Origin of the sequence: Nonomuraea sp. NPDC050783 (assembly GCF_040802095.1) — a bacterium.
Lineage (GTDB): Bacteria > Actinomycetota > Actinomycetes > Streptosporangiales > Streptosporangiaceae > Nonomuraea.
On the sequence record NZ_JBFAHK010000006.1, the window covers coordinates 179,730 to 204,114 of the forward strand.

19 protein-coding genes are annotated in these 24,385 nt (G+C 75.2%); 7 read left to right on the forward strand and 12 right to left on the reverse strand.

The annotated features are described in order from the left end of the window. Positions 1 to 179 precede the first annotated feature (179 nt). The 4 genes from AB0H75_RS18295 to AB0H75_RS18310 form a co-directional block, all read right to left on the reverse strand. Positions 180 to 701, reverse strand: coding sequence for a MarR family winged helix-turn-helix transcriptional regulator (locus tag AB0H75_RS18295; protein ID WP_367797475.1), 522 nt, complete (start codon positions 699 to 701; stop codon positions 180 to 182). Continuing rightward, positions 698 to 2,173 (reverse strand): MFS transporter, encoded by a 1,476-nt coding sequence (locus AB0H75_RS18300; protein ID WP_367797477.1) that lies wholly within the window; start codon positions 2,171 to 2,173, stop codon positions 698 to 700. Before AB0H75_RS18300 ends, AB0H75_RS18295 begins: the two co-directional genes overlap by 4 nt. A 99-nt stretch (positions 2,174 to 2,272) precedes the next feature. After that, complete coding sequence (locus AB0H75_RS18305) at positions 2,273 to 3,013, reverse strand: YcnI family protein (RefSeq protein WP_367797478.1); 741 nt, start codon at positions 3,011 to 3,013, stop codon at positions 2,273 to 2,275. Between the two features lie 46 nt (positions 3,014 to 3,059). Beyond that, positions 3,060 to 3,605 (reverse strand): MFS transporter, encoded by a 546-nt coding sequence (locus AB0H75_RS18310; RefSeq protein WP_367797480.1) that lies wholly within the window; start codon positions 3,603 to 3,605, stop codon positions 3,060 to 3,062. Between the two features lie 159 nt (positions 3,606 to 3,764). On the opposite strand from AB0H75_RS18310, the gene AB0H75_RS18315 reads away from it, so the two are divergent. Then, positions 3,765 to 4,274: a hypothetical protein gene (locus AB0H75_RS18315; RefSeq protein ID WP_367797482.1), complete on the forward strand. Its 510-nt coding sequence runs from the start codon at positions 3,765 to 3,767 to the stop codon at positions 4,272 to 4,274. Positions 4,275 to 4,326: 52 nt separating this feature from the next. On the opposite strand, the gene AB0H75_RS18320 is transcribed toward AB0H75_RS18315, so the two are convergent. Genes AB0H75_RS18320 through AB0H75_RS18330 form a run of 3 tightly spaced genes read right to left on the reverse strand, consistent with a single transcriptional unit; the run spans position 4,327 to position 6,699 of the window. Next, complete coding sequence (locus AB0H75_RS18320; RefSeq protein ID WP_367797484.1) at positions 4,327 to 5,082, reverse strand: ATP-binding cassette domain-containing protein; 756 nt, start codon at positions 5,080 to 5,082, stop codon at positions 4,327 to 4,329. Between the two features lie 2 nt (positions 5,083 to 5,084). Continuing rightward, complete coding sequence (locus AB0H75_RS18325; protein WP_367797486.1) at positions 5,085 to 5,873, reverse strand: ABC transporter permease; 789 nt, start codon at positions 5,871 to 5,873, stop codon at positions 5,085 to 5,087. Further along, entirely contained in the window at positions 5,866 to 6,699 is an 834-nt protein-coding gene (locus tag AB0H75_RS18330; RefSeq protein WP_367798184.1) for an ABC transporter permease, read from the reverse strand. The genes AB0H75_RS18325 and AB0H75_RS18330 overlap by 8 nt, the downstream gene beginning before the upstream one ends. 160 nt (positions 6,700 to 6,859) lie before the next feature. Here AB0H75_RS18330 and AB0H75_RS18335 point away from each other — a divergent pair, with 160 nt between their 5' ends. From AB0H75_RS18335 to AB0H75_RS18350, 4 genes are all read left to right on the forward strand, one after another. Beyond that, on the forward strand, positions 6,860 to 7,837 hold the full coding sequence (locus tag AB0H75_RS18335; RefSeq protein ID WP_367797488.1) for an alpha/beta hydrolase: 978 nt from the start codon (positions 6,860 to 6,862) through the stop codon (positions 7,835 to 7,837). Between the two features lie 87 nt (positions 7,838 to 7,924). Continuing rightward, positions 7,925 to 8,761, forward strand: coding sequence for a siderophore-interacting protein (locus AB0H75_RS18340; protein ID WP_367797490.1), 837 nt, complete (start codon positions 7,925 to 7,927; stop codon positions 8,759 to 8,761). 318 nt (positions 8,762 to 9,079) lie between these two features. Beyond that, the gene (locus AB0H75_RS18345) at positions 9,080 to 12,199 is read left to right on the forward strand and encodes an ABC transporter permease (RefSeq protein WP_367797492.1); all 3,120 of its coding nucleotides are present in this window, start codon (positions 9,080 to 9,082) and stop codon (positions 12,197 to 12,199) included. After that, positions 12,196 to 14,919, forward strand: a complete 2,724-nt coding sequence (locus AB0H75_RS18350) for an FtsX-like permease family protein (RefSeq protein WP_367797494.1) — start codon at positions 12,196 to 12,198, stop codon at positions 14,917 to 14,919. The genes AB0H75_RS18345 and AB0H75_RS18350 overlap by 4 nt, the downstream gene beginning before the upstream one ends. A gap of 55 nt (positions 14,920 to 14,974) precedes the next feature. Here the strand turns inward: AB0H75_RS18350 and AB0H75_RS18355 are convergent, their stop codons facing one another. Genes AB0H75_RS18355 through AB0H75_RS18375 form a run of 5 tightly spaced genes read right to left on the reverse strand, consistent with a single transcriptional unit; the run spans position 14,975 to position 21,994 of the window. Next, positions 14,975 to 17,596 (reverse strand): sugar-binding protein, encoded by a 2,622-nt coding sequence (locus tag AB0H75_RS18355; RefSeq protein WP_367797496.1) that lies wholly within the window; start codon positions 17,594 to 17,596, stop codon positions 14,975 to 14,977. 18 nt (positions 17,597 to 17,614) lie between these two features. Next, positions 17,615 to 18,415: a carbohydrate ABC transporter permease gene (locus AB0H75_RS18360; RefSeq protein ID WP_367797498.1), complete on the reverse strand. Its 801-nt coding sequence runs from the start codon at positions 18,413 to 18,415 to the stop codon at positions 17,615 to 17,617. Continuing rightward, entirely contained in the window at positions 18,412 to 19,308 is an 897-nt protein-coding gene (locus tag AB0H75_RS18365) for a carbohydrate ABC transporter permease (RefSeq protein WP_367797499.1), read from the reverse strand. The genes AB0H75_RS18360 and AB0H75_RS18365 overlap by 4 nt, the downstream gene beginning before the upstream one ends. After that, the gene (locus AB0H75_RS18370) at positions 19,305 to 20,681 is read right to left on the reverse strand and encodes an extracellular solute-binding protein (protein ID WP_367797500.1); all 1,377 of its coding nucleotides are present in this window, start codon (positions 20,679 to 20,681) and stop codon (positions 19,305 to 19,307) included. The genes AB0H75_RS18365 and AB0H75_RS18370 overlap by 4 nt, the downstream gene beginning before the upstream one ends. A 2-nt stretch (positions 20,682 to 20,683) precedes the next feature. Beyond that, positions 20,684 to 21,994: a carbohydrate kinase family protein gene (locus AB0H75_RS18375; RefSeq protein WP_367797502.1), complete on the reverse strand. Its 1,311-nt coding sequence runs from the start codon at positions 21,992 to 21,994 to the stop codon at positions 20,684 to 20,686. Positions 21,995 to 22,149: 155 nt separating this feature from the next. On the opposite strand from AB0H75_RS18375, the gene AB0H75_RS18380 reads away from it, so the two are divergent. Next, positions 22,150 to 22,908 (forward strand): DeoR/GlpR family DNA-binding transcription regulator, encoded by a 759-nt coding sequence (locus AB0H75_RS18380; protein WP_367797503.1) that lies wholly within the window; start codon positions 22,150 to 22,152, stop codon positions 22,906 to 22,908. A 70-nt stretch (positions 22,909 to 22,978) separates the two neighbouring features. Then, positions 22,979 to 24,319, forward strand: a complete 1,341-nt coding sequence (locus AB0H75_RS18385) for a 6-phospho-beta-glucosidase (protein ID WP_367797505.1) — start codon at positions 22,979 to 22,981, stop codon at positions 24,317 to 24,319. Positions 24,320 to 24,385: the final 66 nt, after the last annotated feature.

Sequence of the window (24,385 nt, forward strand, 5' to 3'; positions counted from 1 at the left end):
GGCTTGAGCAGCAGCAGGCTCCCGGCGTGGGGCGGTAGCCAGTGCCGTCGGCGGAGGCGGTGATGGTGCTGTGGGAGGCGATGGTTCTCCCGTGGAGAGGGCTTCTCGATCTGGCACGGACAGGGCTCTGGGCAAGCCCCATCCCTCCCATCTCCGAAGCGCTTTTCTCATGCAGACGATCAATCCTCGTGAAATCTGTCGTGGGAGTTCGAGGCTGGGAAACGGAGCCTGGCCATGACGCGGTCGAGGGTGGCCAGGTCGTCCGGGGGGAGGGCGGTCAGGGCGCGTGGTGGGCGGGACAGGATGCGGTCGGCCCGTTCGGCGGCCTCGCGTCCGGTCTCGGTGAGGGTGACGATCTTGCTGCGGCGGTCGTCGGGGTGGACCGTGCGCCGCACGTAGCCGCGCTCTTCCAGGTCGTCCACCACCAGCGTCGTGTACGGCTTCTCGGTGCCCAGCCGGGCGGTCAGCTCGCGCATGGTCAGCGGGCCGGGCAGCAGGCGGCGCAGCGCGCGGGTGCGGGAGAAACTCATGCCGAGCGCGTCGGCGACCTCCTTGCGGCGGTTCTCCTCCTCCAGGACCAGCGCCCGCATCCCCGCCCAGACCCGGGCGACCGCCTCGTCGTAGGAGGCGGTGTCGCCGGGGGTGGGGTCGCGCGGGGTGGGGTCGTCGGGGGTGGGGTCGCGTGGGGTGGGGTCGCTCATGAGCCGGCCGCCGTCCTGGCCGGGCCGTGGATGAGCCGGTCGGCGGTGCGGGCGGCGCTCCGCCTGGCCCACGAGCCCGTGGTGAGGACGCCGAGCAGCAGGATCGTCACGCCGCAGCCGGCGCCCACCCACCAGCCGATGTGGCTGGCCTGCGGGAAGCCGGTGGGCAGCGGGCCGCGTACGGCGGAGGTGACCAGCGCGCCGAGCACCGCGACGCCGAGCGACTGGCCGATCTGGCGGCTGGTGGAGGCCACGGCGGCGGCGACCCCCGCCTGGGCGACCGGCATGCCGGAGACGGCGGTGTTGGTGATGGGCGCGTTGAGCATCCCGAACCCGAGCCCGAACAGCACGTAGGCGGTGATGAGCTGCCAGAGCGGGGTGTGCGCGGTGAGGCGGGTCAGCAGCAGCATGCTGACCGTGAGCGCGGTCCCGGCGATGACCAGCGGGACGCGCGGCCCGGTGGCGCCGACGATCCGGCCGGACAGCGGCGAGCAGACCACCGTGAGCGCGGCCATCGGCAGCGTCAGCAGCCCGGCGTGCAGGGCCGAGTAGCCGAGGCTCTCCTGGAGGTAGATGGTGTTGAGGAACAGGAAGCCGCCGAGCGTGGCGAAGCCGCACACCGCGATCAGCGTCGCGCCCGCGAACGGGACGCTGCGGAAGAAGCGCGGGTTGATCAGCGGCTCCGGGCGGCGCAGCTCGTACGGGACCAGCACGGCCAGCGCCAGCGCGGCGAGCGCGAAGCAGCCCAGCGTCTGCGCCGAGGCCCACCCGGCGGCGGGCGCCTCGATCAGCCCGTACGTGAGGCCGGCCAGCAGCACGACGACCAGGGCTTGGCCCACGGCGTCCACCGGCCGCGGGCGCGGCGCGCGCGACTCCGGCACGAACAGCGCGCACAGCACGATCACCGCCAGGCCGACCGGGATGTTGATCCAGAAGATGGCCCGCCAGCCGACCGAGGCCACCAGCGCGCCGCCGAGCGGTGGGCCGAGCGCCATGCTGATGCCGACGACCGCGCCCCAGACGCCGATCGCGCGGGCCCGCTCGCGCGGCTCGGTGAAGGTGTTGGTGATGATCGACATGGCCACCGGGTTGAGCATCGAGCCGCCGACGGCCTGCAGGGCGCGCGCCACGATGAGCCAGGCCAGGCTGGGGGCGAGCGAGCACAGCAGGGAGCCCAGCGTGAACAGGGCCAGACCGGTCTGGAAGGTGCGGCGGCGGCCGACGCGGTCGCCGGTCGAGCCGGACAGCATGAGCAGCGAGGCCAGCACCACCGTGTACGCGTCGATGATCCACTGCAGGCCCGAGACGGAGGCGCCGAGGTCACGCCGGATGGACGGCAGCGCCACGTTCACGATCGTGTTGTCCAGGCCGACGATGAACAGGCTCGTGCAGCAGATGGCCAGGACCAGCATCGGCCTGCGGGGGACGGCTCGCGGGGGACGGCCGCGCAGACCGGTGTTCGTTAGTGCCATATAACTATTATATTGTCTTAACTAAGCATTTCGCCACGAAGGTTCCGGAAACGCCGCCGCCCGCGACCGGCACAACGGTCGCGGGCGGCGAGGCGGAGGTTACGCGGTGGGGCGGCGGCGCAGGGCCAGGGCGCCGAGCGCGAGGCCGATCAGGCCGGCCACCAGGCCGGCGCCGCCCAGCAGGCGGGCGGTGCCGTCGGAGGACGACGACGAGCCGGCGGCCACCGGCGCCACGCTCGGCGACGTGGCGGCCGGCGCCGAGGCCGATGCCGACGCAGACGCCGAGGCGGCGCCGTGGCCGCCGTCACCGGCGGCCGGGACGAGCTTCAGCAGCGGCGCCGGGTGCTCGGCCTCCGAGCCGTCCGCCTTGGGCTCCTCGGACCAGTCGACGACCTCGCCGCTGGAGTACGTCTGCTTCGTCGGGAACATCAGCTGCTGGGTGTCCTTGGGCAACTGCCCCATGGACACCTCGAACTCCTGGAACTGCCCCGGCTCGATCTTGCCCCCGGACCAGACGACCTTGGTGACGGCCTCCTTGAGGTCGCCGTACTCGGTCTTGACCGGCGTGGCCAGCTTGCCCTCGGTCACCTTCACCTCCCATCCCGGCACCGGCTTGACCGACACGAACGCCAGCGGGTGGTCGGCGGGGAAAGTGACCTCGATCTTGGTGGTCGAGGCGTCGTCACGCTCGTTGGGCACCCGGAAGGCGACCTTGGTGAAGCCGCCCTGCTCGGCGGAGCCGGGCTGGATGGTGACGTGGGCGAGGGCGGGCAGCGCGAGCCCGGCGGTGAGTGCGGTGGCGGCGGCGAGCACGGTCGCGGCGCGGCGGACGAAGGACATGCGGAACTCCACTTGGTGAGAAAGGAAGAAAGGGGGTGTCAGACGGTCAGGCGGGAAGTGGAGGACCGCGCCTGGCCAGGCAGTGCCGCAGCGCCGGCCGCAGCGGGACGGCCCGCGCCCGGACGACCGGCGGGCAGCGCCGCACGGCGGGCACCGCGGCCGGCCGCAGCAGCGCGAGCCGCCGGCCGGCGCGGCGCAGCAGCGCCCACAGCGCGGCCTCGCCGCGCGCCAGCCACAACCCGGTGACCAGGGTGGCCGTGAGGTGGGCGGCGAGCATGCCGGCGTTGACCGCGAGCCCCTGCCCGTGCCCGTGCACCGGGACGTAGGCGGTGACGCGGGAGGCGTCGCCGCCGGCGAACAGCTCGTGCAGCCCGAGCTGCGCCCCCGCGAGCACGAGGACGATGACCGGGGCCGGGCGCTCCCTGCCGCACAGCGCCAGGCCGAGCCCGGCCGCCGCGGCGAGCCCCAGGCCGGCGGCCCACGGGGCGGGCCCCGAGCCGCCGCCCAGCACGTGGGCGAGGGCGGCGAGGGTCACGCAGACCGCGGAGAAGGCCGCCGTCCGCGCCAGCCGGAGGGGGAGTCGCGCGCGCATGGGTGTGCCACATCGTCTCACGGGGGAGGCTCCGATGGGGCCCGGACCGGGCGACGCCTGGGCGCTGCGCGATGTTTGTCGCTAGGGCCGTGGTTTGTCGCTAGGGTCGTGCCGATCCACGTCGACATAGAGGTGAGAGCGTTGCGGCACTTAGCGGGTTTGCTCCTCGGGCTTGTGGTGACGGCGGCCGTGCTGGCCGGTGGCGGCTGGGCCGTGACGCAGGCCGCGGCGCGGGCCGCAGGCCAGGCCACAGGGCAGGCCGCGGGCCAGGTCGCGGGACAGGCGGTGGCGGTCCCGCCCGGCGGCGACCAGAAGCTGTGGATCGCGCTCGGCGCCATGGCGGCGGTCGGCCTGGTGGTCGGGCTGGTGGTGGCGGGCCGGGTCTCGCCGCTGGCCACGTTCGTGCCGTCGATGGTGCTGCTGGCCTGGACGGTCGTCTACGCGCTCGACCCGGCCCGCGCGCTGTCCCTCGTCCCCGCGCAGCCGTCGGTGAACCAGATCGTCAGGGAGGCCGGCGCGGGCGCGGCGAGCCTCCTGACGAGCGGCGTGCTGGCCCTGCTGGGCGTGGCGCTGTTCATCCCGGTGCTGATGCCCTCGCGCTGGTCGCGCCCCCACGACGACGACTCCGACGAGGACTACGAGAGCTCCCAGGAGGGCGGCTACTACTGACGGCTGCTACCAGCGGCTACCACCCGCGGCTGCTCCTGGCGGCTCCTGGCGGCTACTGCTGGGCGCGGGCCCCGCCGGTGTAGAGGCGGGTGACCACGTCCTCGATCGTGGCCTGGCCGGGCGCGGTGGCCATCAGCGCCTCCAGCGTCCCGTCGAAGGCCAGCCGCCCGTGGTCGATGAGCATGACCCGGCGGCACAGCCGCTCGATGTCGCCCAGGTCGTGGGTGGTCAGCAGCACGGTGGTGCCCTGCTCGGCGTTGAGCCGCAGCAGGAACTCCCGGATGCCGGCCTTGCTCACCACGTCCAGGCCGATCGTCGGCTCGTCGAGGACCAGCACCTCGGGCGCGTGCAGCAGCGCCGCCGCGAGGTCGCCGCGCATGCGCTGGCCGAGGCTGAGCTGGCGCACCGGGGTGCGCAGGAAGGCGCCCAGGTCGAGCGTGGCGGTCAGCTCGTCCAGGCGGGCGCGGAAGGCGGCCCGGTCGACCTTGTAGAGCAGCCGGATCAGCTCGAAGCTGTCGGCCAGCGGCAGGTCCCACCACAGCGTGGTGCGCTGGCCGAAGACGACGCCGATGCGCCGGGCCAGGGCCGTGCGGCGGCGCGACGGGTCGAGCCCGGCCACCCGCACCCGGCCGGAGGTGGGCGTGAGGATGCCGCAGAGCATCTTGATCGTGGTGGACTTGCCCGCGCCGTTCGGCCCGAGGTAGCCGACGAACTCGCCGGCCGACACGGTGAACGACAGGTCGCGTACGGCGTGGACGACGTTCTTCCTGACCTTGAACGAGCGTCCCGCCCGGTCGAGCTCGATCACCTTCAACTCCCCGTGGATCGGTAGTGCCTGATGCCCTGCCGCCAGGCCAGCGCGGCCAGCAGGGCGAGGGCCGGCGCGGCGACCGGCCCGAGGAAACGCGTGAACTCCGGGGTGCCGAACGGGTCGTCCCTGCCCAGCACGTACAGGCCGGGCTGCCAGTTGACGAAGGCCAGCGGCAGCACGTACGTGACGGCCTTGACCAGGTCGCGCCCGTAGATGGCCAGCGGGTACTGGGTGAGCTGCTGGCCGCCGTAGGTGAAGGCGTTGGTCACCTCGGGCGCGTCGGTCAGCACGAACTGCAGCGCGCCGCCCAGCGTCCACAGCGCGGTGAAGATGACGACGCCGGTGGCCAGCATGACCGGGAGCATCCACAGGCGGCCCGGGTCGAGGCCGAGCGCGGTGACGGCGTAGCCGAGCACCACGGCGGCCTGGACGACCCGGCCGGCCCGGGTGGCGGTGAAGCGGTCGGTGGCCAGTTGCAGCCAGGCGCTCACCGGCCTGATGAGGAAGACGTCCAGCGTGCCGGCCTTGATGTGCTGGCTCACCCGGTCGATGTTGCTGACGAACAGGTCGCACAGCGTGAAGGACAGGCTCGCGGCCCCGTACAGGAACAGGACCTCCTCGCGGGAGAAGCCGGCGAGCGTGGTGGTGTTGGCGAACACGACGAGGATGACGGCCACGTCCATGCCGGCCACGACCACGCCGAGCAGGGTCATGAGCCAGAACGAGACGGGGTAGGCGGCCGCGGCGCGCGTCCACGTCCAGGCCAGCAGGAAGTAGGTCCTAACCACCCTGGATCACCACCTTGTGGCGGATCGCCCGGGTCGCCAGCGCGCCGAGCGCGAGCAGGGCGGCCGCCCAGAACGCCGCGAAGGCCAGGGACTCCAGGACGGGCGCCGTACCGAGGTAGAGATCGGCCGGCACCTGGACCATCGCCGCCCACGGCAGGGCCTCGGCCAGGTCGCGGAGCGGGCCGGGGAAGATGCGCAGGGGCAACATCATCCCGGAGAAGAACGTGGTCAGCACGAGCGACAGCACGGCCACGCCGCGGTCGTCGGCGAGCCAGCAGACCGACAGCGCGACCAGGTAGCGCCAGCCGAAGCTGACCACGAGCGCGAGCGCCGAGCCGGCCAGGAACGCCGCCCACCGGCCGGGGCCGTCGGGCAGGCTGATGCCGAACACCGCCGCGCCGAGCACCATCGGCGGCAGGCCGCGCACCACGAACAGGTAGGCGGCGCGGCCCGCGTCCTCGGCCAGCGACCAGAGCTGGAGCGAGGCGGGGCGGACCAGGTCGAGCGCGATGTCGCCGCTGCGGATGCGCTCGGGGATGGCCAGGCCGCCGCCGAAGAGCTGCATCGGGCCGATGAGGGCCTGGGTGATGAAGCAGTAGGTGACGGCGTCGGTGAGGTCGTAGCCGGCCAGCCCGGGGCGGGCCTGCCAGAGGGCGATGAGGACGAAGGCCCGCAGGACGCCGAAGACGCTGTTGGTGAACGCGCCGGCGAGCGCGGCCCAGACGTAGGTCGCGTGCTTGCGGAAGCCGTACCGGACGAGCCGGGCGTAGAGCGGGAAGGTTTGGCACCTCCAGGGAGTGAGGCCGCGGTGACGGCCTGTGATCAGCCCCGCGCGCGGGTCCGCCGACGGGGGAGCACGGAATTATCCGACGTCCGCCCGGCCGCCCGCAAACGAATTACCGGCGGGTTTCGGGTGGGGCGACGAGATGCTTACCGGCCGGTAGTGAAGCGGGTCCGGGGGGAACGAACAAGAAAGGAGGGCCGATATGCGGATCGACGGGGACGTGATACCCGACTACCCCTTGAGCTGGCAGGCGCGCGCGCTCACCGGCCTGATGCGCGGCACGCTGAAACCGGCCTCGGCGCTCCTCATGCGCCACCCGCTCGCGCTGACCGGCGTCGCGCGGGCCGGCGAGCTCGCCCGGCTGGTGCGGGTGCCCTATCCGGAGCACGTGTCCATCGTGCCCGCCGCCTTCGCCGACTGCGGCGGCGAGTGGGTGCGCGGCGGCGAGGGGCTGGACGAGAGCAGGGTGCTGCTGTACTTCCACGGCGGCGGCTACTTCTCCTGCTCGCCGCGGACGCACCGCTCCATCACCTGGCGGCTGTCGGTGGCGGCCCGCCGGCCGGTGCTGGCCCTCGACTACCGGCAGGGGCCGGTGCACCGGCTGGCCGACTCGCTGGCCGACGCCCTGGACGCCTACGAGTGCCTGCTGCGCCGCGGGCACGCGCCCGGCGACATCATCGTGGCCGGCGACTCGGCGGGCGGGCACCTGGCGCTGGCGACCCTGCTGGCGCTGCGCGACCGGGGCAGGCCGCTGCCGGCCGCGGCCGTCTGCCTGTCGCCGTGGGCCGACCTCACCGACGTCCCGCGCCGGGCCAACCGCTGGCAGGACCCGCTGCTGCCGGCCAGCCGGGTGCGCTGGCTGGCCCGCCGCTGGACCGACGGGCTGGACCCGCGCGACCCGCTCGTCTCGCCGGTGCTCGGGGACTTCACCGGGCTGCCGCCGCTGATGATCGTGACCGGCTCGACCGAGGTGCTGCGCGACGAGGGGCGGCGCGTGGCCGAGGCGGCGCGCCGCGCCGGGGTGCCCGTCCGGTACGAGGAGTGGCGGCGCATGCCGCACGTCTTCCCGATCCTGGCGGACGTGCTGCCCGAGGCCCGGCTGGCCTTCCGGCACATGGCCGGGTTCCTGGCCGCCGTGGGCGCCGGGCCGGCGGTCCGGGATGACGAGGCCGCCGCCTGAGCGTTGTAACGGGTGAGGTTCACTGGCCGCGCCCGTCCGGCAGAGGGTAAGGTTAGGGGAACCTAACTTTGTCGGGGGGCGTTACCTATGGCTGACAAGCCCGCGGACCACCACCGGGGGATCGTCCGGCGCACCGAGCGGCTGTCGCCGCACATGGTCCGCGTCGTGGTCGGGGGCGACGGGCTGGCCGACTTCCGCACCTCCGGGCTGACCGATCACTACGTCAAGATCGTGTTCCCGCACGAGGGCGTCGAGTACCCCCGGCCGTTCAGCGTGAAGGCGTGCCGGGAGACCCTGCCGCGCGAGGTGTGGCCGCGGCTGCGCACCTACACCGTGCGCGCCTGGGACCCGTACGCGCGGGAGCTCACCCTCGACTTCGTGGTCCACGGCGACGAGGGCCTGGCCGGGCCGTGGGCCGAGCGGGCCGCGCCCGGCGACGAGGTGTTCCTGCTGGGCCCCGGCGGCGGCTACGCGCCCGACCCGGAGGCCGGCTGGCACCTCATGGCCGGCGACGAGAGCGCGCTGCCCGCCATCGCGGCCTCGCTGGAGGCGATGCCGCACGGGGCGCTCGCGCACGTGTTCGTCGAGGTGGAGGGCCCCGAGGACGAGCTGAAGCTGGGCACGGTCGCCGAGGCCCACATCACCTGGCTCCACCGCCGCGACCGCCCGGTGGGGGAGAAGCTGGTCGAGGCGGTCCGCGAGCTGGAGTTCCCGGACGGGGACGTCCACGCGTTCGTCCACGGCGAGGCGGGCTTCGTCAAGGAGCTGCGCCACCACCTGCGCCTTGAGCGGGGCGTCCCGCTGAGCCGGCTGTCGATCTCCGGCTACTGGCGGCGCGGCGTGGACGACGAGGCCTGGCGCGCGGTCAAGCGCGACTGGAACCGGCAGGTCGAGGCCGAGGAGGCGGCGGCCGTCGCGAGCTGAGCGGCGTCCGGCTCGTATCCTCCGTCCTGGCGGGCGATCCAGGTCCCTTTTTTCCTTACTTTCGCGGCACGACCGTCTTACCTCTCATACCCCTTGTGCCGGACACGCGGAAAGCCGCCGCGGATCCGGCCACAGTGTGCTGTGCCGTGTCCCCGGCGCGGGTGCCGGCCGGACCAACTGGCGGGCGGCCGGCACCCACCCCGCTCCGGCCGTTCCCGCATCACACGGACGTATCGAAGGCGTCACCGTTGCGGCGGTCGCTCTTGCCCCCGCCCGCCCGCGCCCCGAAGGTCTAGGGAACGGGCGGAAGGGGGCGGGATGCGGGGGCCGCTGGTCGTCAAGCGGGCGCTCGGCGAGCCGCTGCTCCTGCTGGCCGCGTTCGGCTCGATCCTGCTGGCCACCACCACGCTGGTAGCGCTGACCATGTACGCCTCCTCCGCCACCGAGGCCGGCGTCCGGAAGGCGCTGGAGACCGCCTCCCACCGGCGGACCGCCACCACGGTCACCGCCCAGGTCACCGCCGGCACCTTCGCCGCCTACGACCGGCTGGTCCGCGACGAGCTGGCCGGGGTCTACACCGCGCCGCCGGCGCTCACCACGAGCTTCCGCTCCGACTCCTACGTCATGCCCGGCCAGGACGGCGAGGAGCAGCCCGAGCTGCTCAGGTTCGGCAGCCACGACGGGCTGGACCGGCACGCCCGGCTGGTCTCCGGCCGGTGGCCCGGGACCGGCGGGCCGGCCGTCGAGGCGGCGATCCCGCTGCCCGCGGCCTCGGCCACCGGGCTCGGGCAGGGCCGGGAGTTCGTCACCAGGGCACGGATCGGCGGGCGCCCGGTCACCGTCCGCGTCGTCGGCGTCTTCCGGCTCGACGACCCCGCGGACGAGCGCTGGGCGGGCGAGGAGCTGCTCGCCCGGGGCGTGGAGCGCGGGCAGTACACCACGTACGGGCCGCTCATGGTGGCGAGGGAGACGTTCGTGGCGCGTTTCGCCACCGGCGTCCGCGTCGTCTGGACCGCCGAGCCGGACCTGACCGCGCTGACGCCCGACCGGCTGCGCCCGCTGGCGGACGCCGTCGGCCGGGCGGGCCCCCGGCTGGCCGCCGCCGGCTGCGTCAACTGCCTGTACGCCAGCCGCCTGCCCGAGATCCTGCTCCAGCTCGACACCGCGTCGCTGGTGGCGCGCTCCACCATGCTCATCCCGGTGCTGCAACTGCTGCTGCTGGCCGCCTACGCGCTGATGCTCACCGCCCGGCTGCTGGCCGAGCACCGCCGCATGGAGGTGGCGCTGCTGCGCTCGCGCGGCGCGGGCACCGCCCGGCTGGCCGCGCTGGCGGCCGGCGAGGCGCTGCTGGTCGCCGTCCCCTGCGCGCTGGTCGCGCCGTTCCTCGGGCCGCCGCTGCTGGCACTGGTCGGCGAGCTGCCGTGGATCCGCTCCACCGGCGTGCGCCTGGCCCCGGTGGCCGACCTGGGAGCGTTCCTGGTCTCCTCCGGCGTGGCGCTGGCCGCCGCCGTGCTGCTGGCCCTGCCGTCACTGGCCGGAGCGCGGCGCACCTACGTGGAGGAGCAGGCGGCGCGCGGGCGCGGCGTGCGCGGGCTGATCGCGGGCGCGGGCGTGGACGCGGCGCTGCTGGCGGTGGCGGGGCTGGCCGTCTGGCAGCTCCAGCACTACGGGGCGCCGGTCACCGCGACGGCCGGTGGCGGGCTCGGCGTCGATCCGCTCATCGTCTCCGGGCCCGCGCTGGCCCTGCTCGCCGGTGGCCTGCTGGGGTTGCGGCTGGTGCCGCGCGTGTCGCGGCTGGCCGAGCGGCCGACCGCGCGCGGGACCGCGCTCGCGCCCGCGCTGGGCGTGCGGCAGGTGAGCCGGCGGCCGCTCCGGTACGCCGGCCCCGCGCTGCTGCTCACGATGGCGGTCGCGATCGGCGTCCTGTCCGTCGCGACCACCGCCACCTGGCGGGCCTCGCAGCTCGACCAGGCCCGCCACCAGGCCGGGGCGGACCTGCGGCTGTCCGGGCCGCCCGAGGCCGCCGAGCTGGGGCCGCTCGGGCGGGGCACGGCGTTCACCGCGCTGCCCGGCGTCACCGCGTACTCGCCGGCCTTCCGGGGGCAGGTCGATGTCAGCGGCGAGAGCGCGTTGCTGCTCGCCCTGGACGCGGCCCGCCTCGGCGAGCTGTTCCACCTGCGTCCCGACCTGTCGGAGCGGCCCGTGGCGCGGATGGCGCGGTCGCTGGCCGGTGGCCACGCGGGCGCGCTGGCCCTGCCGGGACGGCCGCGGACCCTCACCGTGCGGGTCGAGGCGGGTGCCGCCGTCCCGGCCCGGCTGGTGCTGTCCGACGCGCTCGGCGTCTGGCGGGACCTGCTGCTCGGCGGGCTGCACGAGGGCGCGAACCGCGTCGAGCTGGACCTGGCCGCGCTCGCCGGGCGCTCAGGGACGATCGCCTACCCGCTCGCGCTGCGCGGCCTCGTCGCGGACGAGACGACCGCGCAGCCGCAGAGCGGCCAGTCCCAGAGCGGCCAGTCCCACAGCGGCCAATCCCAACCCGGGGTGGGGCCGGGCGGGGCGGGGCCGGGCGGGCTGAGGCTGGTCGGGTTGAGCGCGGACGGCCAGGACGTGCCGGTGTCCGGTCTGTCCGCCGCGGCGCCGGGCGTGGTCGCCGTCGCGCTGCCGCGCGAGCCGGCGCCGCTGCCCGTGGTGCTCACCCCCGGCCTGGCCGCCGCGCTGGAGCTGCGCGCCGGGCAGACCGGCCCGGCCCGCGTCGCCGGCCGGGCGCTCCAGGTCACGGTGGTGGACGTGGTGGACAGCATGCCGACGACGGCCGCCGGGCAGCAGGCGCTGCTGGCCGACTGGGGGACGCTGCAGGCGTACGAGCTGGCCGCCGCCCGGCCGCCCCGGCCCGCCACCGAGTGGTGGCTCGCCGCCGCCGACACCGCCCCGGCGCAACGGGTCCTGCGCGCGCACCCCGAGTGGGACGTGGCCGCCACCGACCGGTACGAGCTGGCGGCGGCGCTGCGCGACGACCCCCTGGCCGGCGGGCCGCAGGGGGCGCTGATCCTGGGGTTCGCTGCGGCGCTCGGCTTCGCGCTGCTCGGGTTCCTGGTCAACGCCGTGGTCGCGGTGCGGGAGCGCGGCGCCGAGTTCGCCGTGCTGCGGGCGCTCGGCGCCGGCCCCCGGCAGCTGCTCGGGCTGCTGGCGGTGGAGCAGGCGTTCGTCATCGGGCTGTCGCCGGTGGTCGGGACGGGCCTCGCCGTGCTGGTCGCGAAGCTGGTGATCCCGCGTATCGTGCTGACCGGGCAGGCCACGGCCGTCACGCCCGGCGTGCTGCTGCACCTGCCGTGGGCGGCGGTGACCCTGGTGCCGGCGCTGGTCATGGCGGCGCTGCTGGCGATCGTCGCCGGGCAGGCCCGCCGGCTGCGGCGCGGCCGGGTGGTGGACGAGCGGTGAGGATCCGGTCGCTGGCCCGCGCGTACGCGGGCACGTCGGCGCTGCTGGGCGTGCTCACGGCGGTCGCCTGCCTGCTGGTCGCCGGGCTGCCCAGGACGACGCAGGCCGCCTACGACGAGGCGCTGCGCCGCTCGCTGACCTCCGCCGCCGCCACGCAGACCGACCTCACCGTGACGGGGGAACCCGCCGGCTCCGGCGGCGAGCTGCGCGAACGCGCCCGGTTCGACGCCCTGGCCGCCCGCTGGCGCCGGCTCCTCCCGGACGCGCTGCGCCCCCTGGCCGGGTCCGGCGGCCACATGAGCGCCAAGACCTTCCGCACCCCCGTCAACGGCGTCACCGGGGCCGGCCACTTCCTCAACCTCGGCTGGCTGTCCGACGCCCGCCGCCGGGTGGACTGGGCGCGCGGCCGGGAGCCCGGCAGGCCGTCCACCCTGCGCCACCTGGGCGCGACGATCCCGCTGATCGAGGTGGGCGTCGTGGACGAGGCCGTCCGCGGGATGGGCCTGGACGTCGGCCAGGTCAAGGTGCTCGGCGAGAGCAACCCCGTCGCGGTGCGGATCACCGGCGTCTTCACCGCCAGGGACCCGCGCGACCGCGCCTGGAGCCACGACTCCGACGTCCTGCACGTCACCCGGGTGGTGTCGCCCACCGGGGCCGAGGAGTTCCACACCACCTCGCTGATGTCCGACGACGGGCTGGCCGCGCTGGACGGCAAGGGCCGCGAGCTGACCTACCGCTGGGTCCTGCCCGTGGACGGGCGGGCCGCGAGCGCGGGCGACGCGCCGGCCGCCGCCGCGGCGGTCGCCGAGCTCCACCGGCGGCTGGTGGTCCAGGGCACGAACACCGTCAACTACCGCCTGGTCACCGGGCTGCCGCGGCTGCTCGGCGACTTCCTGGCCGCGCTGTCGGCCGCGCGGACCGTCATGTACCTGGTGCTCGGCGGGCTGCTCGCGGTCGCGCTCGGCGTGATCGCGCTGGGCGTGCGGCTGCTGACCGACCGGATGGAGCAGCCGCTGGCGCTGGCCCGGGCGCGCGGCGGGTCGCTGTGGCAGGTGGCGGGGGCCGGGGCCGCCCTGGCCGCGCTCGCGACCGGGCCCGCGGCCCTGGCCGGGTACGCGCTGTCGTTCCTCGTGCCGGGGCCCGCGCCGCCGCTCGCGCACCTCGGGCCGGCGGTCGTGGCGGTCACCGCCGTGGCCTTCGCCGCGGGCCGGCTGGCGCTGGCGCACCGCAGGCCGCTGCGCGAGCGGCGCGACGACGTGGCCGCCGCCCGGCCGTCGGCGCGGCGGCTGACGCTGGAGGCGCTGGTCGTGGTGGTGGCGCTGGGCGGGGCGTACCTGCTGCGGGCCCGCGGCACGGCGGCGGCGGGAGGGACCGCGAGCCTGCCACAGGCCGGGCTGGATGCCGGCCTGTCGCGGGTGGGCGGGGCGGCGGGGCTGGATGCCGGCCTGTCGCGGGTGGGCGGGGCGGCCGGGCTGGATGCCGGCCTGTCGCCGGTGGTGGCCGGCTTGGATCCGTACCTGCTGCTGATCCCGGTCGCGGTGGCGCTCGCGGCCGCGCTGATCGTCCTGCGGTGCTACCCGTACCCGCTGCGGCTGCTCGTGCGGCCGGCCGCGCGCGGGCGGGCGGCCGTGCCGTTCCTGGGGCTGGCCAGGGCGGCCAGGGCGCGCCCCGCCGGGGCGCTGCCGGTGCTGGTCCTGCTGCCCGCCCTCGGCGTGTCGGTGTTCGCCGCGGTGATCTCCGACGACCTCGCCGCCGCGCAGCGGCTGGCGTCCTGGCAGGAGGTGGGCGCGCCGATCAGGGTGACCTCGGACGCCGACATCCCCGCCGCGGCCGTCGAGCGCGTCCGCCGGACCGCCGGGGTGGAGCGGGTGGCGCTCGCGCTGGCCGGCCGGGTGCAGCTCCAGCCCACCGGCGAGCAGCCCTACGCCGTCGCCGTGGACCTGGCCGAGTGGCGGCGGGTCGCCGCCGACGGCCCGCTCCGCCTGCCCGCGCCGCTCGCGGACGGGACCGCGCTGCTGTCGCCCGGGCTGGCCGGCGGGCCGCCCGCGTTCGAGATGAGGTGGCTGTCGCCGGTGCGGCTGACCGCCCGGGGCGTGATCGGCGCGCTGCCGGGGTTCGCCATGAGCGGGCAGTTCCTCCTCGTGCCGCGCACGGTGCTGCCCTGGCCCGCCGCGAACATGCTGCTCGTCAAGGGCGAGGCGTCCCCGGCCGAGCTGGCGCGGCTGGTGCCCTCGGCGACCGTGCGCACGCAGGAGCAGGCGCTGGCCGAGATCCGGGCCGACCCGCTCACCGGCACCGTGCGCTCGACGTTGCTGGTGGTGACGGTGGCGCTGGGGGCGTACGCGCTGGTCGCGGTCGTGCTGGCGCTGGCCGCCGGGGCGGCCGACCGGGCCAGGGCGGTGTCGCTGCTGCGCACGCTCGGGCTGCCGGAGCGGCAGGCCAGGTGGCTGGCGGTGCTGGAGCTGCTTCCCCTGGTCGCCGTCACGGTGCCGGTGGGGCTGACGGTGGGGCTCGCCCTGCCGGCCGCGCTCGGGCCGGGCGTGGACCTGTCGTCCTACGCCCGCGGCCTGCCCGTCGGCGAGCAGGCTCCCGGCCTGCTCACGCCCCTGGCGCTGGCGGGCGGGCTGGCCGCCGGCGCCGTGCTGGGCTCCTTCGCGCACGTCGCCCTCGGCCGCCGCCGCGAGCTGGGCACCGTCCTGCGCGCGGGCGACCGGCCCTGACCCGCCGCCCCCGGGCCGTACGGAGGGAGAGCGGGCAGGGCCGGTCGCGGGCGGGTCAGCGTACGCGTGTCCGGGAGGCGGACGCGCCGCCGCGGGACGGCTCCCAGCCGGCCACCACCGCCGGGTCGGCGGCCAGGGCGCGGGTCAGCGGCACCGACAGCGTCGCCGTGCCCTTGGCGACCTGCACGACCCGGCTGCCCGCCGTGCCCCGCGCGTCGCGGACGAACAGGTGCGCCCGGCCCGGCCCGGCCGCCAGGAAGGTCACCCTGACCGCGTCGCCCGCCCTGACGGCCGCGACCGCCTGGCCCGCGTCCGCCGCGGGAGGCCCGCCGGCCGGCGGCACGTGCACGCGGACGGATTGCTCCAGCGACTGCGGCGAGTCCAGGCTGGACAGCGCGGTGTCCGGGATCACCGGATCGGGCACCGGCCGCTCCGCGCCCTGGTAGCCCTCCAGGGTGGCCACGCCCCACCGGTACGGGTCGCCCTGCACGCCGCCCCACGTCGACCAGCCGATCCGGGTCTGCCCGGTCCTGTCCTGGGTGTCGGAGTCGTACACGAGGATGTTCAGCCCGAGGTGACCGGGGTCCACCGAGCCGGGCAGCAGCTCCAGCGGGATGGCCGCCTCCACCGTGTACCCGCCGGAGGAGACCTTCGACGCGATCCGCACCCCGGTGGCGGGGCCCTGGTGGTTGTCGGCGTCGCGCAGCGCGCACGGCGGGCCCTCGGCGGTCACCGGCAGCACCGCCGCCTTGAAGGTGGTGGAGGTGTTCTCGGACGTGCCGCGCGGGTCCAGCGCGATCTCCACCGCGTCGGTGCGCCAGTGCCGCTTGCAGTCGGCGGCGGCCAGCCGCGTGCCCAGCACGTCGTCGCTCACCCGCACCGCCACGTACAGGGTGCCGTCGTGCCAGGCCAGCCTGGCCGTGGCCGAGCAGTCAGCCGCCGACGAGCACGGAGTGCCCTCCCACAGCCGGGAGACGTCCAGCGCGGGCCCCGGGTAGTCGCCGTCGTCGCCGTCCACCGCCGGGGCGCTCGCGGCGCGCGGGATCGTGGTGGCGGGCACCAGCTCCAGCGCGGGCCGGCCGGTGACCACGCCGTCCACGGTCACGGTGTAGGCGTGGTCGCCGCCCTCGTTGGAGGTCTTCAGCGAGGTGTCGGTGTTGGTGACGGTGAACGGCACCGTCGCCGACGCGCCCGGCGCCAGCTCGGGGTAGGCGGCCTCGGCCCGGTCGGCGGTGAAGCCCGCGGGTAGGTCCACGCGCACGGTGCCCGACCTGGGGGTGTCGCCCACGTTCCGCACCACGACGCCGACCTGCCGGGAGCCGCCCGACGGGAGCGTCAGCACGGGCGTGACCAGGCCGCGCAGCTGCGGCACGCCGACGTCGGAGGTCCACGTCTCGTACTGGGCGACCTGGGGGAGGAGCTGCTGCTGCCCGCGCACGGCCGGGCTCGCCTCGACCTGCCGGTCGGTGTAGCCGCGGCCCCGCTCGGTGGTCAGCGCCGCGCCGATCCGCGCCCGGCCGGACGCGCCCGCCGCCGGCGTGACGGTGAACCTCGCCGACGCCGTACGGCCGGCGGCGATCCGGCCGAGGGCGCCGGAGCCGGTGACCTTCCAGCCCTCGGGGACGCGCAGCGCGGCCGAGGAGCGGCCCAGCGCGTCGCGGGCCGTCACGGTGACCTCGGCGGTGAAGGGCGTGCCCGGCCGCACCTCGAACGAGCCGGTCCGTACGGCGAGCAGGGTGCCGAGCGGCACCGTGCCCTCCGGCCTGGTCAGCGCGCCGTCCAGGACGGCCGTGGGCGCGGCGGCGGCCGGGGTGCCCGGCTCGGGGAAGGGCACCCGGGCGTCCACCTGGGTGAAGAAGTCGCAGCCGAGCTGCGCGGGGTCGGCGGGCACGTCGGGGAAGCCGGCCCAGCCCTGGGAGGCGTACTCGCGCTGGGCGTCGCGTTCGATGGCCGCCCACGTCCGGCCGGTCCCGGAGGCGCGGCCGCTCCACACGCCGTACACGTTCTGCGCGGGGTCGGCGGGGCGGAAGGTGGCCGCGCAGGACGGGCCCGGCTGGGACGTGCCGCGCCCGCCGCCGGTCAGCAGCCGGGCGGGCGCGAACGGCCTGAGCCCCTCGCGGGTGAGCTGCTCGGGGAACGCCTTGGGGTCGGCGGCGGCGTAGAACGCCTCGATCGCCAGCCGGGCGGCCTCCTGGTGGTTGCCGTGGTTGCCGGGCGTCGGGGCGGGGTCCATGGTCAGCAGGATCTCGGGCCTGGTCTGCCGGACGACCCTGACCACCTTCTCCAGGGTGTCGCCGCCCCACACCTGGTCGGTCAGCGGGGCGCTCACCGTGTAGTAGAAGTCGACGTCGTCGAGGTTGAACACCTCGCGCACGCCTGCCCTGGCGACCGCGGCGCGCTCCTCGGCCTCGCGCAGCAGGCCGAGCGCGGGCCCCTCCTCGGGGCCGACGGCGTTGCCGCCGCCCTCGCCCCGGGTGACGGTGACCACGCCGGCGCGCACGCGGTGGTCCTCGTTCCACTGGCCGAGCGTGGACAGGCTGAACGCCTCGTCGTCAGGGTGCGCGCCGACGAACAGCACGTCGAGGTCCACGGGCGCCGCCGCCGCCACGGCGGCCCGCGCGGGTGCGGGCACGGCCGCCGGGACGAGCATCAGCAGGGCGGACAGTAACAGTCGCATGGCGCCTCCGGGGGGTGTCTACTCGCGGACCGCCCCCTGGAGCAGCCCACGGACGAAGTGTCGCTGGAGGAACAAGTAGAAGATCACGACCGGGGTCGCGACGATGACCGACCCGGCCGCCAGCAGCGTGAAGCCCGAGGTGTACTGGCCCTGGAAGAAGGCGAGCCCGAGGGGCGCGGTACGCAGCGACTCGCTGGTCACCATGATCAGCGGGATGAGGAACTCGTTCCACGTCCACATGAAGACCAGTACGGTCAGCGTGACCACGGCAGGCCGCGCCGGCGGCACCAGCACCCGCCACAGGATCCGCCACGTGGAGGCGCCGTCGATGCGCGCCGCCTCCACGATCGCCCGGTTCGAGGCCCGGAAGTAGGCCCGCATCCAGAACGTCCCGAACGCCACCGACAGCGCCACCTGCGGCAGCGCCACCGACCAGAACGTGTCGATGAGCCCCAGCGAGCGCAGGTCGAAGTAGAGCGGCACCGCGATGGCCTCGCTCGGCATCATGATCCCGAGCATGAACAGGTAGAACAGCGCCGACCGGCCGCGGAAGCGCATCGTGCCGAACGCGTACCCGCTCATGATCGACAGCGTCACGCTGACGACCACGACGAACGCCGACACCGCCAGGCTGGTGCGCAGGTACGTGCCGAAGCGGCCCTCGTCCCAGGCCGCCGCGAAGTTGCCCAGGCCGGAGGTGCCGCCGCTGTCGGCGGGCCCGAGCGCCGCGCCCAGGATCGTGACGATCGGGAAGAGCGCGAACGTGGCGAACACCGACAGGATGACGTAGTTGGCCACCCGCTCCCCGCGCGAGATCACGTGACCCTCCTGTCCGCGAACCGGTTGATGCCGAACGAGATCACGAAGATGACCACCGTCAGCGTGACCCCGACCGCCGCCGCCGAGCCGACCTGGCCGAGCCCGAAGGCCCGGTGGTAGACCTCGTACGACGGCACGGTGGTGGAGGTGCCGGGGCCGCCGCGCGTGGTGACGTACACCAGGTCGAAGGTCCGCAGCGCGGCGATGACCGTGAGCGTCAGGGCGACCGCGATCTCCCCGCGCACCGAGGGCAGCGTGACCGCGAGGAACTCGCGCACCGCGCCCGCGCCGTCCAGCCGGGCGGCCTCGTACAGGTCGGCCGGGATCCGGCTCATCCCGGCCAGCAACAGCACGGTCACCAGCCCGGTCTCGAACCAGGTGCCCACCACGCCGACCGCGGGCAGCGCGAAGGTGTAGTCGCCGAGCCAGCCGCGCGCCAGCGACTCCAGCCCGAGCGCGCCGAGCAGCGCGTTGAGCGTGCCGTCCGGCGCGTACACCCGCCGCCACGCCACCGCCACCACGACCATGGCCACCACCTGCGGCAGGAACACCACCGTGCGGAAGAAGCCGAGCCCGCGCACCTTGGCGTGGTTGAGCACCGCCGCCAGTGTCAGGCCGATGGCCAGCGGGATCAGCGCGTAGAACACGACGAGCACCAGCGCGTGGCCGAAGGCGGCCCGCAACCCCTCGTCGGCCACGACGGCGGCGTAGTTGTCCAGCCCCGCCCACCTGCCGACCGACAGCCCGTCCCAGTCGTAGAGGGAGAACTGCACGGCGCGGCCGATCGGGAACAGCAGGAACACCGCGTAGACGGCGAAGGCCGGCAGCAGGTAGAGGTAGGCGACCCGGCGCGGCTCGCCGGGCGGCCGTCCCGCCGTGGCGTGGCGCCTCACTCGTTGCTCTCGGCGAAGGTCTTGTAGTCCTTGTCGAGCGTGGCCAGGAACTGCTGCGGCGTCGCCTTCTTCGCCAGCAGGTCCTGCAGGGCCGCGCCGAGCGTGTCGGCGAAGGTCGGCGTGGCGTAGTCCAGGTACGGGACCAGGCCGTTCTTGCCGGTGACCGTGCCGAAGGCGGTGAAGACGTCCTGCTGCGGCCCCGGCTGCACGCTCTGCTGCCCGGTCTCGGCCACCGGCAGGTTGCCGGTGCGGGTGAGCACCTTCATCGCCTCCGTGCCGGTGATGAAGTCGATGTACGCGGCCGCCGCGTCCGGGTGAGGGCTCTTGGCGGTGATCGCGAACGGCAGGCCGGTGCCGCCCGTCGCGACCGGCGGGGCGCCGGCCGACACACCCGGCGGCAGCATGAAGCCCAGGTCGTCGCCGAGCGCCTTCCGCAGGTCGGCGAGCAGCCAGGTGCCGGCGATGAGGAAGACGCCCTCGCCCTTGCCGAACGCCTGCCAGGCCGGGTCGTAGCCCTGGCCGTTGAAGCCCTTGTTGAAGTAGCCCTTGTCCACCCAGCTCACCAGCTGCTCGGCGGCGGCGGTGTTCTCCGGCGTGCTCCAGGAGGCGCCCTTGCGGCCGAAGGCCAGCGTGGAGATCTGCTCCGCCGGCACGTGGCGGCCCTGCACCGTGCCGAACACGTGGACGGCCGGCCACTTGTCGAGGTTGCCGAGCTGCATCGGCACCTCGCCCCCGGCCTTGGCGGTGCCGAGCGCGGTCTCGAAGTCGGCCCACGTCGCGGGCGGCCGCAGGCCCAGCTTCGCCAGCTTGGCCTTGTTGTAGAAGAGGCCGACGACCTCGCCGACCTGCGGCAGGCCGTACAGGTTGCCCTCGCCGAACAGCTTGCCGTCGGCGCTGTAGCGCGAGTAGCGCAGCACCGACTCCGGGTAGCGGCTCTTCCAACCGTACGCCTCGGCGTAGGCGTCCAGCGGGCGGAGCTGGCCGGCCTTGACGAAGGCGCCCATCGACGGGCGGCCGTTGTTGGCCTCGACCACGTCCGGCGGCTGGTTGCCGCTGAGCGCCAGGCGCAGGGTGGTGTTGAGGTCGTCGAAGGAGCGCGAGACCCGGTTCAGCTTGATGTTGGGGTACTTGGCCTGGAAGGCGGCGTTGAGCTCCTTCATCTGGGCCGCCTGCCCGCCGCGTACCTCCTGGTCCCAGACGGTGAGCGTGACGTCGCCGAGGGCGGCGGCGTCGGTGCGAACGGCGGACGGGGCGGAGGTCTGCGGGGCGGGCGGGGCCGAGGAGCCGGGCGCGCACGCGGCCAGGGCGAGGGCGGCCACGGCGAGCAGCGCGAGCGCGGGGGTGCGGCGGGGGCGTCGCGGCGGGGGGGTCATGGTTACTCCTTCTGCACGGGCACGCGCGGGGTGCCGGGGTCCTCGTTCCCGCTCGCGGGGCTCCCATCCGCAGGGCTCTCGTCCACCGGGCTCCCATCCGCAGGGCCCTCGTCCGCGGCCTGGTGAGAGGCGGCCTGGTGAGAGGCGGCCTGGTGGGAGGCGGCCTGGTGGGAGGGGGCCGGGGGATGGGGGGCGACGCCGACGTCGGCGTAGCGGGCGATCGTGGCGACCGCGCGGCGGACCGCGCCGACCGGGACGGCCGGCACCAGCCGGTCGAGGAAGGCGTAGCGGCGGGCCAGCGAGCTGCCGTAGGCGCCGCTGTGCCGGGCCGCCGCCCGCACCTCGTGCCACCAGTCGGCGATGTCGCCCCAGCCGGGCGCGGCCAGCGACCCGCCGAACTGCTGCACCGCCAGGGCGGCGCACACCTCGGCGAAGGCCAGCCGGTCGGTCAGCGGCCAGCCGCACAGCGTGCCGAGCACGAACCCCGCGCCGAACACGTCGCCCGCGCCCGTCGGGTCCAGCGCCGTCACCCGCGGCGCGGGCACGAACGCCTCCTCGCCGGTCGAGGAGTCGATGGCCATCGCGCCGTTGGCGCCGTCGGTCACCACGGCCAGCGGCACCAGGTCGGCGATCGCGTAGAGCGCGTCACGCGGGGTGTCGGTCCGGGTGTAGGCCATGGCCTCGATGGCGTTCGGCATGAACGCGTGGCAGATGGACAGCTGCTCCAGCACGCCGGACGGCCAGGCGCCCGACGGGTCCCAGCCGACGTCGGCGAACAGCAGCGCGCCGTCGCGGTGCGCCAGCTCCGCCCAGTTGCACGCGCTGCCGGGCGTGCCCAGCGGCTCGTCGGGGGAGAGCGTCACGATCACGGCCTTGGAGCGGGGCGGCTTGCCGATCATCTCGGAGGCCGGCATGGGCGGCGGATGGCCGTGCGTCACCATGCTGCGGTCGCGGTCGACCGCCATGGAGACGGTCACCGGCGAGTGCCAGTGCTCGAACCGGCGCGACCTGGACAGGTCCACCGACTCCTGCTCCTGGAGGGTACGCCAGCAGAAGTCGCCGTAGTCGTCGTCGCCGAAGGCCGCCGCCAGCGACGTGCGCAGGCCGAGGCGGCTGGTGGCGATGGCCAGGTTGGCGATGCCGCCGGGGCACGAGCCCATGCCGTCGGCCCAGATCTCCGTGCCCGCCGCGGGCATCGCGGGCAGGCCGGTGAAGATGATGTCCAGGAAGACGGTGCCGGCCAGGAACACGTCGAACTGCGGGCCGCCGGGAGCGCGCTCGCCGGCGAGAGGGTCGTACGCCTGGGCAGACACGGGTATGGATCCTCCTCGACACACCGAGATGTGCGCAATCTTGCACGTTTGCTCGCACACTTCAAGTGTTTCGCGCGAGTATTTGAAGCAAGGTGCTTACTTTGTGCGCGGTTTCCTGCTTACTTCTGGGCGAAAATGACTGATACAGTGACGCCGTGCTCCAGCGCCTCAGGCATGCCGAGATCATGCGCCGCGTGCGGCTCTCGGGCGCCACCAGCGTGCGCGAGCTGGCCAGCCAGCTCGGTGTGAGCCCGTCCACCATCCGCAGGGACCTCGAGGTGCTCGATCGCGACGGCACCCTGCGGCGGGTCCGCGGCGGCGCCCTGGCCAGCGTCGACGCCGACGCCGAGCGCCCCTTCTCCGAGGTGGCCGGGGCCGACGAGCAGGACAAGGAGGCCGTGGCCGAGCGCGCCGCCGGCCTCGTGCGCGACGGCGACGTCGTGCTGCTCGACATCGGCACCACCACCATGCGCCTGGCCCGCCGGCTGCGCGGCCGGCGCGTCACCGTCGTCACCTCCAGCCTCGCCGTGCTCGACGTGCTGCGCTGCGATCCCGAGGTCGAGCTGCTGCTGCTCGGCGGCATGGTCCGCCGCCCCTACCACTCGCTGATCGGGGTGCTCACCGAGGCCGCGCTGAAGCAGGTGGTCGCCGACCGGGTGTTCCTGGGCGTCAGCGGCGTGCGGCCCGACGGGCAGCTCGTGGACACCACGCTGGCCGAGGTGCCGCTCAAGCGCGCCATGATCGCCGCGGCCGGGCAGGTGGTGCTGCTGGTGGACCGGCACAAGTTCCCCGGCACGGGGGCGCTGCGGGTCTGCGGGCCCGAGGACGTCGACGTGGTCGTCACCAACGACGGCGCCGACCCGGCCACGCTGCGCCGCCTGGCGGCCGCCGGCGCCGAGGTGCTGCTGGGCTGAGCGATCCTGACCTGAACGATCACCGCTGGGGAATCATCGAGGGAATCATCGTCCGGACGAAGGGATGGGTATGAGACTGGCCGTTCTCGGGGGCGGCGGCTTCCGCGTTCCGCTCGTGTACGGCGCGCTCCTGCGCGACCGGGCCGAGCCGCGGGTGGCGGAGGTCGTCCTCCACGACGTCTCCGCCGACCGGCTGGCCGCCATCGGCCACGTGCTGCGCGGGCTCGCCGAGGGCCACGACGACCCGCCCGCCGTGCGCGTCACCACCTCGCTCGACGAGGCCCTGCGCGGGGCGGACTTCGTCTTCTCCGCCATCCGGGTGGGCGGCCTGGCCGGGCGCACCGCCGACGAGCGGGTCGCGCTGGAGCTGGGCCTGCTCGGCCAGGAGACCACCGGCCCCGGCGGCGTCGCCTACGGCCTGCGCACGGTCCCGGTCGCCGTCCGGGTGGCCGAACGGGTCGCCGAGCTGGCCCCCCGCGCCTGGGTCATCAACTTCACCAACCCGGCCGGCATGATCACCGAGGCGATGCGCCGGGTGCTCGGCGACCGCGTGATCGGCATCTGCGACTCCCCGATCGGCCTGGTCCGCCGGGCCGCCGCCGCGCTCGGCCTCGACCCGGCCCGCGTCTGGCCCGACTACGTGGGCCTCAACCACCTGGGCTGGCTGCGCGGCCTCGGCCACGACGGCCGGGACGTGCTGCCGGAGCTGCTCGCCGACGACGCGGCGCTGCGCCGGGTCGAGGAGGCCCGCCTGTTCGGCCCCGACTGGGTGCGCACCCTCGGCGCGCTGCCCAACGAATACCTGTACTACTACTACTTCACCCGCGAGGCCGTCGCCGCGACGCGGGGCCGCAGCCGCGGCGAGACGCTGCTCGGCCAGCAGGACGCCTTCTACGCCGCCGTCCTGGCCCGCCCCGGCGACGCGCTGGCCGAGTGGCGGCGGGCGCGCAGGGAGCGCGACGAGTCCTACATGGCCGAGGCCCGCGACACCGCCGAGGCGGGCGAGCGCGACGCGGCCGACCTGGAGGCGGGCGGCTACGAGGGCATCGCCCTCGTGCTCATGGCGGCGCTGTCCCGGGGCGAGGCGGCCACCATGATCCTCAACGTCGGCAACGGCTCGGCCGTGCCCGGCCTGCCCGCCGAGGCGGTCGTGGAGGTCCCGTGCGCGGTGGGCGCCGGCGGCGTGCGCCCGCTGGCCACCCGCCCGCTGCCCGGCCGCTTCCTGGGCCTGCTGCAGCAGGTGAAGGCCGTCGAGCAGGCCACCATCGAGGCCGCGCTGACCGGCTCGGCCGCCCGGGCCGTCGAGGCGTTCGCCCTGCACCCCCTGGTCGACTCGGTCGCCACGGCCCGCGCCCTGCTGGACGGCTACCGGGCCCGCATCCCGGAGCTGGCCGCCGTCCTGGCCGGCTGAGCGTCGGGGCCCCGGGAGGTTCCTGGCCGTGACATGGGCGGGCCGCGCCGGTGCTGGGGGAAACCG

What these genes read in the sequence shown, in the direction of transcription:
- AB0H75_RS18300 (WP_367797477.1), bottom strand. Translation starts at nt 2,173, where the DNA reads ATGGCACTAACGAACACCGGTCTGCGCGGCCGTCCCCCGCGAGCCGTC.
- AB0H75_RS18355 (WP_367797496.1), bottom strand. Translation starts at nt 17,596, where the DNA reads ATGCGACTGTTACTGTCCGCCCTGCTGATGCTCGTCCCGGCGGCCGTG.
- AB0H75_RS18310 (WP_367797480.1), bottom strand. Translation starts at nt 3,605, where the DNA reads ATGCGCGCGCGACTCCCCCTCCGGCTGGCGCGGACGGCGGCCTTCTCC.
- AB0H75_RS18295 (WP_367797475.1), bottom strand. Translation starts at nt 701, where the DNA reads ATGAGCGACCCCACCCCACGCGACCCCACCCCCGACGACCCCACCCCG.
- AB0H75_RS18335 (WP_367797488.1), top strand. Translation starts at nt 6,860, where the DNA reads ATGCGGATCGACGGGGACGTGATACCCGACTACCCCTTGAGCTGGCAG.
- AB0H75_RS18345 (WP_367797492.1), top strand. Translation starts at nt 9,080, where the DNA reads ATGCGGGGGCCGCTGGTCGTCAAGCGGGCGCTCGGCGAGCCGCTGCTC.
- AB0H75_RS18340 (WP_367797490.1), top strand. Translation starts at nt 7,925, where the DNA reads ATGGCTGACAAGCCCGCGGACCACCACCGGGGGATCGTCCGGCGCACC.
- AB0H75_RS18305 (WP_367797478.1), bottom strand. Translation starts at nt 3,013, where the DNA reads ATGTCCTTCGTCCGCCGCGCCGCGACCGTGCTCGCCGCCGCCACCGCA.
- AB0H75_RS18370 (WP_367797500.1), bottom strand. Translation starts at nt 20,681, where the DNA reads ATGACCCCCCCGCCGCGACGCCCCCGCCGCACCCCCGCGCTCGCGCTG.
- AB0H75_RS18385 (WP_367797505.1), top strand. Translation starts at nt 22,979, where the DNA reads ATGAGACTGGCCGTTCTCGGGGGCGGCGGCTTCCGCGTTCCGCTCGTG.